This window comes from Klebsiella pneumoniae complex sp. WS1778 (assembly GCF_049472055.1).
GTDB classification, from domain to species: Bacteria; Pseudomonadota; Gammaproteobacteria; order Enterobacterales; family Enterobacteriaceae; genus Klebsiella; species Klebsiella quasipneumoniae.
In genome coordinates, this window is record NZ_JBKGTJ010000001.1 from 326,133 (window position 1) to 342,083 (window position 15,951).

Below are 15,951 nucleotides of genomic sequence, written 5' to 3' on the forward strand. Positions count from 1 at the left end.
TATGGCTAAGGGCTGGAACATTGACCCGGCGGCATTCGCCGGGCTGGTGGCCGAAGATGTCAAACTACGCCAGCGGACAATCGCCATTCAACTGCTGAATGAAATTGTTCAACGGTCGCCAGTAGGAAACCCGGAGCTGTGGGCCATCAACGCCACCGCGGTTCAATACAATAAAGCTGTTGGGGAATGGAACGAATCTCTTTATGCCGACCCTGCTAACCTGACCAAAACCGGAAGGCTCAGGAAGAAAGTCCGTGTTAATGACAGCATGGATATCAGGCGGCCGGCTGAGTATCGCGCAGGAACCTTCAGGGCATCGCATTTTGTCAGCATCGGCGAACCCGACCACTCCGTCCCGACCGAGCCGGATCCGCGTGGGACAATGACCTTTCTTAATGGCAAAAATATCATTGACCAGGCGCCAGCCTACTCGGTGATTTACATTCAGTCGAACCTGCCTTACTCCGTGCCTCTGGAGAATGGTCACTCAACGCAGGCGCCAACAGGCGTCTATGCCGTCTCGTTTAATGGTGTGATTCAGGCCTACAAATGACCCTTACAGAAATCAGAAACGCTGTCATTTCCCGAATGGCGGCACAGACCGCTATTGCCTCTGATGCGGTGGATTATCCCAATGGTCCGGTATTTGACCCCAGCAACCGCGATATCTGGGCCCGCCTCACCAACATTGCAGGGCAGGCAGGCGCAACCGAGATCGGGGATGGGCCGGTCGTCCACAGGACGGGCTTGCTCATCATTCAGCTTTTTGTTCCGGTCGGCTCCGGGACGTTGCTTATCTCCCGAACGGCCGATCAGCTAACGGAGCTATTCGAGTTCAGGGACGATGGAAAGCTGAGTTATTTCGCTGTTTCTGCTGTGCCGGCGGGTGAGACCGATGGCTGGTTACAGCTCAATCTTCAAATTCCTTATCGCGCTCTGTAGCGCACAAAAAACAGGAGGCTCCTGTGAGCTCAGGTGCAAAAGTAGTAGCCGCGTTTATTCGCGAGACAACGCCAGGAAACACGCCAACAGCAGGGGCGTGGAACCTGCTGCGTCGTTCTTCATTTGGTCTGAAACCAACGCAGAACACCAACGACAATGACGAAATCGCTGGTGACCGCATGGCGCAGGGTGTTTCACGCGGCACAGTGGATGTCGGCGGCGATGTCGGCACGCGGTTTCGCTGGAACCAGCATGACGATTTTCTTGCCAGCTGTTTCGGCGCCGAATGGGTAAATAACGTGCTGACGATGGGTAATGGTCGTATTACGTTCTCCGTGGCGACCTTTGCCAGTGATGTGGGGATCGCCCAGATTGCCCGCGGTTGCCAGGTTGGTACCTTCCAGATGGAAATCCCGGCCGATGGTGATATCACTGCAACCATTACGTTTGCAGGGCTGGACTGGGAGACGAAGGGGGACGATACCAGCTATTTCACCACGCCGGTTGATTTGGCGGGGGCGCTGCGTTACTCCTTCAAGGAGGTCACGAATATCCGGCTGAATGGTGTTGATGGCGGGACAGGTTTCTGCGTCGACACTTTTAACATCCAGTTCAACAACAATATGCAGACTCAGCGCTGCATCGGTACCGGTTCGGCGTTCGCCGGCGCAAACATTCCGACAACCTTTACCCCGTCAGGTCAAATCACGCTGTCATGGTCAAAGGCTGCATGGGAGGTTTACAAAAAAACGTTCACCGGCGAAAAGGTGCCGTTTAGCTTCACCCTGGAGAATGCTGAAGGCGCCTATACCTTCGATTTCCCGGAAGTGCAGATCTCCGGCGACTGGCCGGATGCGGGGAGCACTGACATTGTTCAGGTTCAGCTGGATATCACCGCGGCCAATACTCCGCCAACTATCACCCGCGTCCCCAAAGTGACGGCGACGGCAATCAGTGTTGCGCCAGCCACTTCAACTGGAGCAGTGGGATCTACTGTGACGTTAACCGCCACGCTTACGCCAGCTGATTCAACTGATACCGTCCAGTGGACGTCATCGGATCCGACTATCGCCAGCGTGGTTTCTACCGGGCAGAAAACAGCGAAAGTCACACGTAACGCAGCCGGCACTGCAACAATCACCGGTAAGGCCCGCACCTTTACGGCAATGTCTGAAATCACCGTTACCGCGCCTTAATTTACCTGGCCCGTTCTGCAGTCATCGCGGATCGGGCTTTTTTGGGAGTCTTTATGCTGATTATTTCTTCTCAAATTGATTTGAACGGAGAACGCTGGTTTTTCCCTTACAAAAAGCCGGCAGGCAGTAAAAAGAAATTCACGCCGGAAGACGAGGCGCTATTTAAACTCCGTCTGCTGGTGGCCAGTATCGAGAATCCGCAATACCGCTCACGCAATGCGCTGGTGCGGCGCCATATCGACAAAATGGACGCGAGCTACCAGGTCGGTACGGATGCTTTCGATCTCGCCAGTGTGGGAGAGATTGACTCGGTTGATGATCTTCTCATCGACAATTGCGCGCGCTTTCTTCTGAGAGACTGGGAAGGCGTGGGGGAGCTGGTGGATGGTACGGAGACGGCGGTAACTTACACGCCGGAGCGTGGTGTTGCGTTACTGAAGCAAAACCCCTCTCTGTACTGGCTTATTCTGGCTGAGGCGGCGGACATTGCTCAGGGTAAGGAGCAGCAGACTCAGGAAACCGTAAAAAAGCCATAGAGGCCCAAAAGTGGCTAAAGGAATTCGCCGGCGAGCAGGGCGAGAAAGCAAAGTGGCGCAGGGAGAAACTAAATCTCCCGCCCATTCCGGAGCCTGAAATCGATGCAGTCACCGGGGAGATCCTCAACGCTTACGCCATGATATCGCGCGGCAGGAAGTATGCCGGCATGGCCGGAGTGCCGCTCCCTCTATCCCTGAACGATATTGAGCTTTACCTGGCATCGCGCACCATCCTGATCGACCGCATTGAGTTTGACGCGGCGATACTGGCTCTCGATGATGCCTGGAGGGATGAGTGGGCCGAAGAGCAGAAAAGACAGGCAAAAGTGAAGTAGTCATATCATTGTCTACATCTATTCCTGTGCTAACCTGTGTGCAAATGTTAATGATGGGGATAGGGATGTGGAAAGCGATAATTTCGATGACCCTTTGCTTGATCAGGCAATTAGCTTTGTAATCGAAAAGCGGAAAGCATCCGTAGCTGGACTGCAGAGGCAGTTCAGAATCGGGTACAGCCGTGCATCGCGGTTAGTTGAACAAATGGAGGAGATTGGAGTCGTTAGCACCCAAGGGAGTGACGGAAACAGAGACGTCTTGGCGTTCTCGCAATTCGACATAGCCGCTCTTAACTTGAAAGCTCTTAGAGAGGAAAAGGAAAGGCGGCGTCAAGAAGAATTATCAAGGCAAGCCAAAATTGCAAATTCAGTTGATGAACAATTAAGGCTTTCAGCAATTACAAATAAGAGAATTGTAATTTGGCTCAAAGATACAGGAAATGTAGCGCCATCAGGCAATAAGGTGTTTATCCTCAAATCCTCATCGCCTTTTGAATATTTGGCGCAGCAACAGAAAAACAAATTAAAGCCAGGTGACGCAGAGTACAGTGAGATACTTGATGGGTATAGGTTTTCTGCCACAATGCAGATGCGGACGCCTACCAGCGTTCTGTGTCAGCATGGCAGGATAGAGAAGCTTCCTGCTCATAAGTTACCTCGTATTGTAAAGCAGGATTGGCAAGGCATTTGGCTTCCGCACCTAAAACCTGCCGCAGAACTGGGAGCATGGGCAGTTGATGTTAACGGGGCTATGGCCTCTGATGTTGGTTATGTTCCTCAAGATGGTGGAGATTTCTTGCGATTTATGCTTCTGGCTCATCAAATTGTTGATGACGGGTTAGGTCGTGATGAAGCCATAGAGTGGATGAAAATCTGTAGAGATATGGTAGGTAGCGATGGCGAGTCTATTGGTAAATTCATTGAACGTTATGGTAATACACCAGAGTCGGCATGGTTTCGCATCTCATCCATGATAAAAAATAACGGATAATGCTATGACTTTTTTTAAACTTACATTCTCAATCTGCATTTTATTACTCGTTTCTCTTATTTCTACTGGTTGCGACGATAAATTTCAGATGTCGAAGTTATTGCCCCCAAAAGACCCACTAACTATTGCTGAAATGATAGCCACAGGAAAAGAGGAAATGGCGTCAGAGTGCAAAAAAGGCGACGTTTCTTTTAACTGTGAGTTCCTCACTGGCGACTTGACTGGCAATGGTAAATGGCATCACACAAAGCTTTACCTGTATAACGGCGGTAGGGTAGATATGGTTGTTGACGGTAAAGCTTACTATCAAAGCGATATCCGTAGTAACAATTTTGCTGGCCAGGAGACAACATCTTTCACTATGAAAGGTGTTGATGGCGATCATGGTGAAGTAAATATTGTGAGATCAAATGAAGGAAAAGCCTTAAATTTTGAAGCCTATGACAAAGGCGGCAAACGGTTTGTTATGGGAGGGATTAAGTTACCGTAGCTCACGCGATTGCTGAATATAGCAGTCATTAATTTTTAATGTTTAATTATTTCCTAACCCGCCAAATTGGCGGGTTTTTTATTGCCCGGAGAAATGTATATGACAGAGCAAACATCTCGTCTCGCAATTATTCTAGATAGCTCCGGGGCAGAGAAGCAGGCTGACAATCTCGCAACTGCACTTGTAAAAATGACTCAGGCAGGTGAACGTGCTGCCACCAGCGCAGTGAAGGTGACAAAGGCCACTGATGAAGAAAAACAGTCTCTTTCTGAACTCTTAGATCGCATCGATCCGGTAAACGCCGCCCTGAACAAACTGGATAAACAACAGCAGGATCTTGCTAAATTCAAATCTAAGGGGATGGTAGATGCCGATACATTCGATCTTTATTCAAAGAAAATCGAGGAAACACGAAACAGGCTAACAGGATTTCGCGACGACCTTGGTAAAACCGGCCAATCCGCCGCCCAGACTGCCTATGCCATGCGCATGATCCCTGCTCAGATGACCGATATTGTTGTCGGTCTTTCTACCGGGCAGTCACCGTTTATGGTGCTGATGCAGCAGGGCGGGCAGTTGAAAGATATGTTCGGGGGTATTATTCCTGCAATTAAAGGTGTATCCACCTACGTCATGGGGTTGGTAAATCCATTTACAGTAGCTGCGGGGGCGGTTGGTCTGCTCACTTATGCTGTTTATCAAAATCGGCTGGACATTGAAGCGGCAACTAAAATTGCTACAGAGTCGCTTGGCACTAACGGTGATGCTGCCGAGCGTCTTGCACTTAATATGGTTGCGATATCCGATAAGACAGGGCTGGCGATCGAAGACGTCAGCAATATGTTTATCACTACGAATGACGGTGCCAGCGAGGCAGTAAATAAATTAATTGATGTGGGGTTTAGTTACGATGAAGCACGACAAAAAGTCTCACAATATAAAGATTCGGCTAATTTTACGGCTCTGAATGCTGATATTGATATGCATCGTCGAGAGATCCTGGAAATAGGCGACTCATGGACGGCTGCGGCTATAAAGGTCAAAAATTATTACACAGCAGCTGACAATGGTAAGCAGAATGTTGCCCTTGGTGGTGCAATAGACCCCACAATGAGATTTATCGGCCAGGCTATCGACCTGCAATCAACGATGAATGCTTTGACCATTCAGGGTAATAAAGCTGTTGCAGAGTCTGTTGACTGGATTAATAAGGAGTATCTGGCGGCAGACAGAGTTGCCGGTGCAGAAGCTCGGTTAAAGGAGGCAAGAGAGCAGTCCAGAAAAATTGCTTTCTCAGGAAATAAAGAAGCCATCGATCAGGCAAATGCGCTAATTGCTGTACGAGAAAAGGAACTTGAGCAGGCTAAAAAGGCTGAACAGCCTAAGACCCACAAAGGAAAAGCCTATACAGAGGACGCGGCAACCCGGCTGCTTGATCAAATAAACCAGCAGACAGCTGCCTTGCAGTCCCAGCTGGATGCCAGTGACAAGCTTAACAGCGCAACCCAGGCGCGGGTAAAGTTCGAACAGCAAATTGCTGACCTCAAGTCTAAAACGCAGCTCACAGCCGACCAGAAGTCGATTCTTTCCCGTTCAGATGAAATCCTCCAGGCGTATAAGCAGCAGGAGGCACTGCAAAACTCCGTAAAAACACTGGATGATTACCGGAAAATGCAGGAACAGGTAAAGACGAAGGATGAGCGAACCAACGATCTGCTTAAAACCCGTCTTGAACTGCTGGAGAAAGCCAAAGCAACCGGGCAACTTAAACCCGGTGAATATGAAAAAACACGGGCAGATATTTATCAAAACACCGATATGCAACTGCCCTCGACGGTTCGTAATGTTGTAGGAAACCTGATACCCACAGGAGGGCGACTCTCTGGAACTTTTGAGGGGATGCAGGGGCAAATTAACGAGTATGACCAAGCTCAGCAAGAGCTCCAGCGCTGGCTGGCAGCTCAGGAGGAAGCTTATGCGAAGGCCGGCGAAATAACTGCCGAGGGTGAGGCCAGAATGACCTCGATTCGTCAACGTGCAGCGGATGCAAATCAGGTCATAGAGGCTCAGAAAAACACCATCATATCTGCGGCCACGCAGTCCTTGTTTGATAGCACCGCCGAAATCATGCGAACGGGGTTTGGTGAGCAATCGGCAATCTACAAGGTCGCTTTTGCTACGAGCAAGGCATTCGCTATCGCGGACTCGATGGTGAAAATCCAGCAGGCTATAGCAAGCGGTGCAGTAAGCGCGCCTTATCCGGCCAACATCATCGCTATGGCCTCAATCGCTGCGCAGACTGCCAGTATCGTCTCAAATATCCAGGCTGTTTCAGGAGTTGGCTTCGCCTCCGGCGGTTACACCGGCCCCGGTGGTAAGTATCAGCCCGCGGGTATTGTTCACAAAGGTGAGTACGTCTTCGACCGGGCTTCAACGAACAGGATCGGCGTGTCTCAGCTTGAGGCACTTCGAAATGGCCAACCGCTTGATGCAACTCTGGGGCGTACAGGGTTTGGTACTGGTGTTCAGAACGTTAACAGCGATAACCGTAGGCAAACAACGGTACACGCGCCGATTAATCAGGAGTTTCATCTCCAGGGTATTACTCCGGAGCAGTTGAGCGCTACACTCAATCAGAATAATCGACAGCTTTCCAGGCAGTTAAAAGGTGAACTCACAAAGGAGGTTACCATGCCACAAGGAGCTTTTGGCAACGCTCTAAAAGGAAACTATACACGACACGGTCCTAGGTAAGCTAAACTGCATTAGCTGAGACTTGATTAGGTAGGTAAGTCTAACAATCTGAGTAGGTGCAAGAAAACACAAGGATCTTATTAATGGAAGCGTTGTTAACATTTACATTTAAAGACTTTATAGCTTTTATGATTCCTCTTTTTATTGGCGGACTTATCTTCAATAGGAGACGTAAACGTAAGGAGGTCCGAGTGAAGTTTTCATTTCTTTGGCTTGTTTTGATAGTTGGTGGAATTCTTGAAATATGCGATGATATCTACACAACTTATTCCTATAGGCATAATCACTTATATAATAATGATACGCTTACAACCGTGTTTAACTATGATTTTGCAAAAATTGTTTTTTGTGGGGTTTTGATCTTTGTTTCTATTGCGCTTCTTCTTCAGGAGTTGCTTTTAAATAAGCAGTCACATTGACGAATATTTCCTGTCGGCACATTGCCCTTTTTTATTTTGATATGGGGCTGTGCCGAAATAATGTAAGCTCAAATTAAAGTCAATAAAATTAGTGTATTGATAATGCTGTGTTTTTGATTTCTTTTAGCTCTTGAGATGAGTTGATAAATATATCGCCTTGTGTGTTTGTGTCGGTTTAAAAAGATTTTTATCTTCGTTAATCTGAACCAAAAAATCAGAGTTTTCTTCGATTCCATAGTGCTTTATTCTGAAAAGAATACCCTCCTGAGGTTAATGGTGAAATTTTATTCGAGATACTTTACCGGGAGACTGCATGACTGATATCTACTACCCACATGACAGCCTCCCCATGCCATTACAGGAAGGATACGGATTTCAGCCTGTAAGCCCGTTAAAACGAACCCAGTTAACCACCGGTCGCGCGAGGCAAAGGCGAGCTTTTACGTCCACGCCGACGCAGGCCAGCATCACCTGGTTTATGGAAACCGATGCGCAGGGCCTGGCGTTTGAGTCCTGGTTCCGTGATGCGTTATCTGACGGGGCTGCATGGTTCATGATGAAGTTGCAGACGCCGTCAGGCATTAAGTTTTACAAATGCCGCTTCACAGATATTTATCAGGGACCGGTGCTGGTGGCCCCGATTTACTGGAAGTACACGGCGACGCTTGAATTATGGGAACGCCCCCTTGCTCCTGCCCCATGGGGTAATTACCCGGAATGGATCGTCGGCAGCTCACTGCTGGATATTGCGCTGAATAAGGAGTGGCCAAAGCATGACGCAGATTAAACGCCTCTACGCCAGCAGCGGGCCGGAGGTGATCATTGAAACGCTGCAGATCACCATTGGCTCTGATGTTCACTACCTTTGCCAGGGTTACGACAACATCACGGCGACGACGGAGAACGGCGATACAGTAACGTTTTCAGCCTGTGCGATAGACATTGCGCTGCCGGCGCGCAATGCGGACGGCACGCAGGACCTCAAATTTGCCTTGTGCAATATCGATGGTGTTGTGTCCACGGCGATCCGCTATGCCCTGGCTAACAGATTGCCTGCATGGCTGACGTACCGGAGTTATATCTCTACGGATTTAGCAGCGCCTGCGGCAGTGCCGTATACGCTGAAAATCAAGTCGGGCTCCTGGACGGCGACAGAGGTTCAGATCACTGCGGGCTACATGAATATCCTCGATACCGCCTGGCCGCGTTACCGCTACACGCTCCCTGTCTTCCCAGGACTGCGTTATATCAGCTAAGGAATCCATCATGTTTGCACCTGATAAATACCGTTCAGTCACCTGGCTGAAGGGCGGGCGAGTATACCCGCAGCTCGACTGCTTCGGCATTGTGAACGAGATACGCCGCGATCTGAATTTACCCGTCTGGCCCGATTTTGCAGGGGTAACCAAAGACGACGGCGGCCTCGACCGGGAAGCACGCCGGATGATGCTTACCCTTGAGCGCTGCGAACCCTGCGAAGGGGCCGGGGTGGCCTGTTATTCCGGGTCGACTGTCACCCACGTAGGGATCGTGGTCAGTATCGATGGTCTGTTGCATGTGGCGGAATGCAACCCGGGTACGAACGTAACCTTTCTGCCGTTGCCGCGGTTTAAGCGGCGATTTGTCAAAGTGGAGTTCTGGCAATGACCATTCGTTTTTACCCGTCCCGGCTTCCCGGTGAACCACTCGAAACGCATGAGCATGGTGTAACCAGTATTCGCAGCTGGCTGGTGGCAAATGTTGAAGGCTACGAGGATCGGGATGTCCCACCGCTAACCGTTGAGGTTGAGGGGCTGTTAATTCCGCCAGGCGAGTGGGCTAAGTGTGTGATTCGCCCTGATAGTGATGTCAGGCTTTATCCGGTTCCCTTCGGGCTGGAGGCCGCCACAATCGCGTGGATCGGCGTCGGTATCTCCGTTGCCGCTGCAGCCTATTCGCTTTTTATGATGAGCACCATCGATACGGGCGGCTATACCTCATCCACAGGGCGCAGTCTCGACCTGAACCCGGCGCGGGCCAACACCGCAAAACTCGGTGATGCCATTCGTGAGGTGTTTGGCCGGGTGCGTATCTACCCGGATTATGTGGTCCAGCCCGTTACCAGGTTCGATGCCGCCGATCCTACGAAAATGCGCGTCCAGATGCTGCTGTGTCTCGGTGTCGGTGAACTGATTTATACCACTGGCGATATCCGGGTAGGCAGCACTCCTGCATCGACGCTGCCTGGTTTCAGCAGCACCCATTACCCGCCAGGCGCGGACGTTTCCGGTGATGAGCGCAGTGAAAACTGGGTCAACAGTACGGAGGTCGGAGGGACATCATCCGGCACCGGGCTGGATATGGCCCAGACGTCGCCGGACGCAGATGACATTATCGCAGACAGCATGACCGTATCCGGTTCGAGCGTAACGTTTACCGGGCTGGACACGGATGACGGCGATGACGACGACGAGAACGAAAACGCGCTACCGCCCAGCTGGGTCGCTGGCGCAGTGGTCGAACTGAAAGCCCCGGCGAACTACCAGATCACCACGGCGGCCGGATACAGCGTTATCGCCAGCCCGCTGCTGACGGAGATCGCGCCGGTAGTAGGTATGCCGGTGACGCTGGGGTTTAACTCTGTCGAATACGATCTGTTTATCGCGTCATATACCCCCGGTCAGGCTGCAGTGCCCGGCACCGGGGGGCGTGCGGCAAAAGTCCAGGCCAGTGCGGCCCCGACCACCTACGATTTTTCGACCAGCTCCAGCACGTTCACGATCACCTGGCAGGGGGTTACCTACCCGGTGTCGCTGGTGGCTAACTACGTCTCGATGTCGGGACTGCTGGCGGCCATCACCGAGGGACTCACCGGCTCCGGCCTGGTTGCGCAGGACAACGGCGGAACTGTACTGATAACCGAGTCGGCCAGTCCGTTCGCGGGTGGGGCGATCACCTCCTCTTCACTGCCAGCAGCTGTTTTCGGTGATGCCCCGGTTTACACCTCCGGCACGGCATCAACCGGCGGCAGCCCGGCGGTAACGGCGAATGTGACACTCGCCTATAACTCTGCCACGGGAACGGCCTTTTCCGGCATGCCGGAGGGGGTACAACGGCTTTCACTTGCTCACCGCGGGAATGAGTACCGCATTGTCTCTGCCGACGGCACGACGGCGACGGTGGCGCGCCTGGTTTCCGGTGCCGTTGATGAGTCATGGCCGGGATTCTCCGCCCGGACGATGATCGACTATGAGGCCACTGGCCTTAACGACACGCTGAGCTGGCTGGGGCCGTTCCTGGTTTGCCCTGAAAATGAGACCGTCGATATGTTCGAGGTGAATTTCTCTTTCCCGAACGGTATTTGCGGCTTTGACAGTAAGGGCAAAAAACGGATCCGCCACGTTGAGTGGGAGATACAGTATCGCGTCTACGGTTCCGGATCGGGGTGGGTGAGTCACCCGGGAGAGTATGCGCTTAAAAACGTCAACGGGCTGGGATTCACTGAGCGGATCACCCTCAGCTCACCAGGGCTGGTAGAGGTTCGCTGTCGCCGGCGAAATGAGCAGGGCTCAAACAACGCCAGGGATTCGATGTACTGGCAGGCACTGCGCGGGCGACTACTGACGCGCCCTTCATCCTATCCCGGCGTGTCGCTGATGGCGGTGACCGTTGAGACGGGGGGCAAATTGGCGGCGCAGTCGGACCGCCGCGTAAACGTTGTGGCCACGCGGGCCTACGACTCAGGAACCGCCAGAACCATTTCGGGAGCGCTGCTGCATGTCGGGAACTCGCTGGGGCTGGAGATGGATGTCGACACCATCAACGCGCTGGAGTCCGCGTACTGGACGCCACGGGGCGAGTATTTCGATTACGCTACCGGCGACAGTATCTCAGCGCTGGAAATGCTGCAGAAGATTACCACAGCGGGGAAATCGTATTTTCTGCTGAGTGATGGGCTCGCATCCGTAGGCAGGGAAGGGGTTAAAAACTGGTCGGGGATCATCAGCCCGCATGAAATGACCGAAGAACTGCAGACTAGTTTTACGGCACCGTCTGCTGATGATTACGATGGCGTTGATGTGACATATATCAACGGCATCACCTGGGCAGAGGAGACTGTGAAATGCCGAACACCCGACAATCCCACGCCGGTGAAAATCGAGAACTACAAACTCGATGGGGTACTCAATCAGGACCACGCTTACCAGATAGGTATGCGGCGTCTGATGAAATATTTGCATCAGCGGCTGGGCCATAATACGACGACTGAGCTGGATGCACTGGTATATGAGTACGGTGATCGCATCCTGCTGACAGATGATATTCCGGGGAATAAAACCGTTAGTTGTCTGGTCGTGGATATGGCCACAACGGGTATCGAAACGGTATTTACCGTTTCCGAACAGCTGGACTGGACCTTTGAAAACCCGCGCGCAATTTTGCGCTACCAGGATGGCTCTGCCTCGGGGCTGCTGGAGGCCACTTTCGTCGGGGATTATCAGTTGTCTGTTCCATGGCAAGCCGCTTTCGATGAAATCATGCTGAACGATCCGAGCATTGAACCGCCGCGACTGGTGTTCTGTAGCTCAACGCGGGGTATCTATGACGCCATATTTGAGGAAATAGCGCCGCAGGCAGACGGAACCTGCCAGGTGACTGCAAGACAGTACAGCGACATTTTCTACCAGTACGACGACGCTACATACCCCGGCGACGTCGCTTAATACCCCATAACAACCCCTAATTAACTCTTTTCGCTCAAACCCTCGTTTGCGCGAAGCCTCTTTTTTGGAGCAAAAAACATGGCCTTTGATCCGCCACTTGGGAGCACGTCGCCCGCGGTGCTGCTCGATAACGCCACTCGCCTGGATAATTTGCTGAATGGCCTGGCACTGGTCTTCCCTGACCGCTCCGGGGCTGATCTGGATACCTGGCGAGGTATCATGTCGCGAATTTCGAATACGCTGGACGATATCCGGCGCAACCTGGTTCCGTTGAGCCGTCAGTATATGACCCTCCCGGAAGCGCAGGCGGATATCGCGAACATTCCGCCCGGCTCTGCGACGTTCGTTCGTAGCACAGCCGACGATGCTCTCGCAGATGAATACATCAATATCAGCGGCACACTCACCGCGACCGTCAGGCGTATGCCCTCCGATATTGTGGTCAGTAAATTGATCCCCCTGGTTGCGCTGTCTGAAACCACGACGTTCAGGACGATGACAGAATTAAACGATGAATACGATTCTGTTGTGGTGGACAGCGAATACAACATTCTGATCGCGCTGAAAAACGGCTTATTTGATTTCTGTGGCCTGTCAGTTAACGGGAAGAGTATTAATCCTGCTGGTATCCTGGGAACGATGGATAAAACAAACCTCGAAGTGCTCAGCGGCACAACGGAATTCAGCTCCGCATCGGGTGAGTATGAGCTGAACCCCGCGAGATATGTCATCCTGGACGAAGATAAAAACATTCAGTTTGATCTGGATGAGTACATACAGCGATCCATCGGATGGCAACAGGCTTATCTGTTTTCTTTACAACCGCCAAAAGTTAACCCCTACGCACCATTCACGCAGATCGACGCCAGCGGGAAATCACAGGTTCGCGTTTATGATACTGAGAATAAGAAAGAAATCGCCGTAACGTCAGGGAGCAGCAACGAAACGAATCCCAGGCCGGATATTCTGGACCGGATCGTATGGACGTCAGACAGAGCCGACAATGCCCCCGGCGGGTTGTTTTATGCCGAGGGCCCAGGCTTTAAAGAATATCCCTATATCGCCAGGCCAAAACTGGTTGGATGGGGTCACAGCTTCATGGAGAACGGCCGCTTTCTTTCACGGCTCGCCCAACTGACAAGCCTTTATACCTACAACTTTGGCAAGTCCGGTCTGACATCTGAAGGTATCGCCAGCCGCCAGGGAGCTGCCCGAACGTTTTACACTCCTGCTGGCGGTGTCATCCCCGCATCTGGTGCAGTGACGTTAAGCCCCGCCAAACCCGGCCCAAATCGCATTTTTGGTAATGCTGCCGCCACCAGTATTGCCTGCTCCTTTGCGGGTATTGACGGGATGTTTGGCTGGGACGGGACGAATGCGACGTTTACCAGGACTGCTGCTGGCGCTGCGGTGACAGTCAGTGTGCCCACTCCGGTGATCGTTTATCCGATAACAGGGTTTTCAGTAACAAACGGCGCGCCGGGCGGAACCCGGTACGATCAGCATGATGAGTGTATTAATATTTTCTGGCTGGGTCGAAATAATATTTCTGAGATTGATTTGATAATCAGTAATGCGCAAGCGATGGTGTCATGGCTTAAATCGGTAGGAAAACGCTTTGTGATATTGCCTGATTTTCCAGGTGGGACTGAGCCAACGGGTTCAACCAATAATAATTACGTGCGTATTTTAAATAACTTATATAAGCAGAATTTTCCAGACAATTATTGCCAGATTAATGGTATCGATCTGCTGCAAAACTTTATGAATCATTATAATCCGACGTCACCAGGAGATGTCGAAGATATCAATAATGGCGTAACACCGAGATCGTTACGTTACGACAATTTGCACCCCAGCCAGAGTATATCTGGTTCAGTCACACCAGAATATGCGCTGTATGCCGGAGCAGATGTTAATGCCGAGTTCGTTTACAACTTTATGAAATTAAAAGGGTGGGTATTGTAATGAGCGGAAGAATTGAGGTGTTAAAGGGAGTAGTTAACGATACCGGGAAGAAATTTTATCGCGATAAAAGCATTAACAAAGGTACCCGTAGCGTATTTGATATGGCTGTCGATGCAATGGGAGGAGGTAAAGATTTAGCTGCTGGAGCGATAATCCACGATCTAACCTATAACGATCACACGGGGGCGTTTTCCCTGGCTAAAACCTACAGCGCAGCAAACAAAGGCATGGTGTTTGCTGGCGTAAAAAACGACGGGTTTGATCTGGATGCCGCCAGCTGCATGAAAGTCAGCGATACGCACTGGCTGTTTATGGCCTGGGTAAAAGTTACGAAAGCCGGGTCCCTGTCCACTTTCAACAACCAGCTCCTGCATTTTTCCACGACCGAGACAAACGGCTATGCGAATGCGCTTTTATCAGTTGTGCCGACGACCGATGCAACCGGACAACCGACTAAAATAGAGCTGGCCGTACGTGGTAAAAACTACGTAGTGACCAGCAATCTGCTCCCCCTGTTTGATGGAGGACGGCATCAGTTCGCCGTTGAATGTGAGTTCAGCGCGGATGGCACGCAGCATACTGTTCGCGCCTATATCGATAAGGTGGTGGTGTTCACCTCAACATCTGCGCTGGCGGCGACACCACCGGGAGAGCCCACGACGCGACGGGTTGGAACGAGCAATCCGTTTCCGTTGTCCTGGACTGGTATGATGTATCGCGCACGGGTTGATGATGTCGGTACATCCGGCCTGACGGCCACCGATATACTGACTGCCGATTACAACCTGTGCGCCTCCAGATTCAGTTAATTACGGCGGGCTGTTCAATTTCCCCCGGTATTCACCGGGGATCATCGCCCTGGCTGGCCTTCATGGTTCTCTTCGAGAGTCCAGATTTACGCTATAGATAAAATCCCTTCATAGCTCTGAGTAACGAGGTCTACCATATCCATTTTTTCGGCCAGAGAGAGTATTCCGCCCGCCCACACCCCTGTCATTGCAATATCCACGGCGCCTAAAAAATCTGACGTGATATAGGAGTAGCCAGCATAAATCGACTTATTCGGAACAGGGATTGCGCGGGCGGTAACAGCGACCTGTTCAGTCGATAACAGCTCACTGTTCGTCATTTTATGAAGCTGAACCATAGAGTTATTCACATCGAGGAAAACCAGATGGAATTTACTGGTGTCCAGTGGAGTCGCGAGGGTGGCGGTTGCTGTCCCGCTTGACCGCCCCACAATCCCCCTGATTTGAGGAATGGCCGGTTCAAAAACAAACGTATCCCCCTGCGGTTGTACAGCAGAGCCGAGATAGTTACCCATGCCCAGCGCTCTGGTAGTGCTTTTAGGCCGGAGTAACACCATCATGGTTTTAACCGGGTTATCCGTGACTTTCAGATCATACCCCCCCGCACCAACACCACCCGTAAACCAGTGCGTGTTGATGACAGGTGCCCCCACTATGGTTGGCTCTTCCCCAAAAATAGCCCCAAAGTTCTGACTGCCAAATGTGGCAATGCTCGCGATAGATGGCTGCGGATAACTCGATCCGATAATGCAGTCATCATCCCAGACAGCATCAACATTAATAGATAAACCCTGATTAGACATAATTA

15 protein-coding genes and 1 pseudogene are annotated in these 15,951 nt (G+C 51.5%); 15 read left to right on the forward strand and 1 reads right to left on the reverse strand.

Annotated elements, in window-relative coordinates; all coding sequences use genetic code 11:
• The first annotated feature begins 1 nt into the window (after nt 1).
• The 15 genes and pseudogenes from ACLEXF_RS01710 (at nt 2) to ACLEXF_RS01780 (ending at nt 15,143) form a co-directional block, all read left to right on the forward strand.
• Nucleotides 2-553 (forward strand): hypothetical protein, encoded by a 552-nt coding sequence (locus tag ACLEXF_RS01710; RefSeq protein WP_012967909.1) that lies wholly within the window; start codon nt 2-4, stop codon nt 551-553.
• Nucleotides 550-942 carry a phage tail terminator-like protein gene (locus tag ACLEXF_RS01715; protein ID WP_012967910.1) on the forward strand — a complete coding sequence of 131 codons (393 nt, stop codon included), beginning with the start codon at nt 550-552 and terminating at the stop codon, nt 940-942. Before ACLEXF_RS01710 ends, ACLEXF_RS01715 begins: the two co-directional genes overlap by 4 nt.
• Before the next feature lie 23 nt (nt 943-965).
• Nucleotides 966-2,138 (forward strand): phage tail tube protein, encoded by a 1,173-nt coding sequence (locus ACLEXF_RS01720; protein WP_423265709.1) that lies wholly within the window; start codon nt 966-968, stop codon nt 2,136-2,138.
• A 53-nt stretch (nt 2,139-2,191) separates the two neighbouring features.
• Nucleotides 2,192-2,674 (forward strand): hypothetical protein, encoded by a 483-nt coding sequence (locus ACLEXF_RS01725; RefSeq protein ID WP_423265710.1) that lies wholly within the window; start codon nt 2,192-2,194, stop codon nt 2,672-2,674.
• Nucleotides 2,675-2,841: 167 nt separating this feature from the next.
• Nucleotides 2,842-3,009 carry a hypothetical protein gene (locus ACLEXF_RS01730; protein WP_077270065.1) on the forward strand — a complete coding sequence of 56 codons (168 nt, stop codon included), beginning with the start codon at nt 2,842-2,844 and terminating at the stop codon, nt 3,007-3,009.
• Between the two features lie 88 nt (nt 3,010-3,097).
• Nucleotides 3,098-3,289, forward strand: a pseudogene (locus tag ACLEXF_RS01735) (DNA translocase FtsK); the annotation flags it as partial.
• Nucleotides 3,290-4,004: 715 nt separating this feature from the next.
• The gene (locus ACLEXF_RS01740; RefSeq protein WP_423265711.1) at nt 4,005-4,490 is read left to right on the forward strand and encodes a hypothetical protein; all 486 of its coding nucleotides are present in this window, start codon (nt 4,005-4,007) and stop codon (nt 4,488-4,490) included.
• A 99-nt stretch (nt 4,491-4,589) separates the two neighbouring features.
• Complete coding sequence (locus tag ACLEXF_RS01745; protein ID WP_423265712.1) at nt 4,590-7,244, forward strand: phage tail length tape measure family protein; 2,655 nt, start codon at nt 4,590-4,592, stop codon at nt 7,242-7,244.
• An 83-nt stretch (nt 7,245-7,327) separates the two neighbouring features.
• Complete coding sequence (locus tag ACLEXF_RS01750) at nt 7,328-7,663, forward strand: hypothetical protein (RefSeq protein ID WP_015958316.1); 336 nt, start codon at nt 7,328-7,330, stop codon at nt 7,661-7,663.
• Nucleotides 7,664-7,976: 313 nt separating this feature from the next.
• A complete protein-coding gene (locus ACLEXF_RS01755) occupies nt 7,977-8,450 on the forward strand; it encodes a hypothetical protein (RefSeq protein ID WP_023282516.1) in 474 nt (157 codons plus the stop codon).
• Entirely contained in the window at nt 8,437-8,919 is a 483-nt protein-coding gene (locus ACLEXF_RS01760; protein ID WP_135686844.1) for a DUF1833 family protein, read from the forward strand. Before ACLEXF_RS01755 ends, ACLEXF_RS01760 begins: the two co-directional genes overlap by 14 nt.
• A gap of 10 nt (nt 8,920-8,929) precedes the next feature.
• Complete coding sequence (locus ACLEXF_RS01765) at nt 8,930-9,310, forward strand: nitrite transporter (protein WP_255073265.1); 381 nt, start codon at nt 8,930-8,932, stop codon at nt 9,308-9,310.
• Complete coding sequence (locus ACLEXF_RS01770; RefSeq protein ID WP_423265713.1) at nt 9,307-12,366, forward strand: host specificity factor TipJ family phage tail protein; 3,060 nt, start codon at nt 9,307-9,309, stop codon at nt 12,364-12,366. Before ACLEXF_RS01765 ends, ACLEXF_RS01770 begins: the two co-directional genes overlap by 4 nt.
• Before the next feature lie 78 nt (nt 12,367-12,444).
• Complete coding sequence (locus tag ACLEXF_RS01775) at nt 12,445-14,334, forward strand: hypothetical protein (protein WP_423265714.1); 1,890 nt, start codon at nt 12,445-12,447, stop codon at nt 14,332-14,334.
• A complete protein-coding gene (locus ACLEXF_RS01780; protein WP_423265715.1) occupies nt 14,334-15,143 on the forward strand; it encodes a hypothetical protein in 810 nt (269 codons plus the stop codon). The genes ACLEXF_RS01775 and ACLEXF_RS01780 overlap by 1 nt, the downstream gene beginning before the upstream one ends.
• An 86-nt stretch (nt 15,144-15,229) precedes the next feature.
• Here the strand turns inward: ACLEXF_RS01780 and ACLEXF_RS01785 are convergent, their stop codons facing one another.
• A complete protein-coding gene (locus tag ACLEXF_RS01785) occupies nt 15,230-15,946 on the reverse strand; it encodes a hypothetical protein (protein WP_136084802.1) in 717 nt (238 codons plus the stop codon).
• Nucleotides 15,947-15,951: the final 5 nt, after the last annotated feature.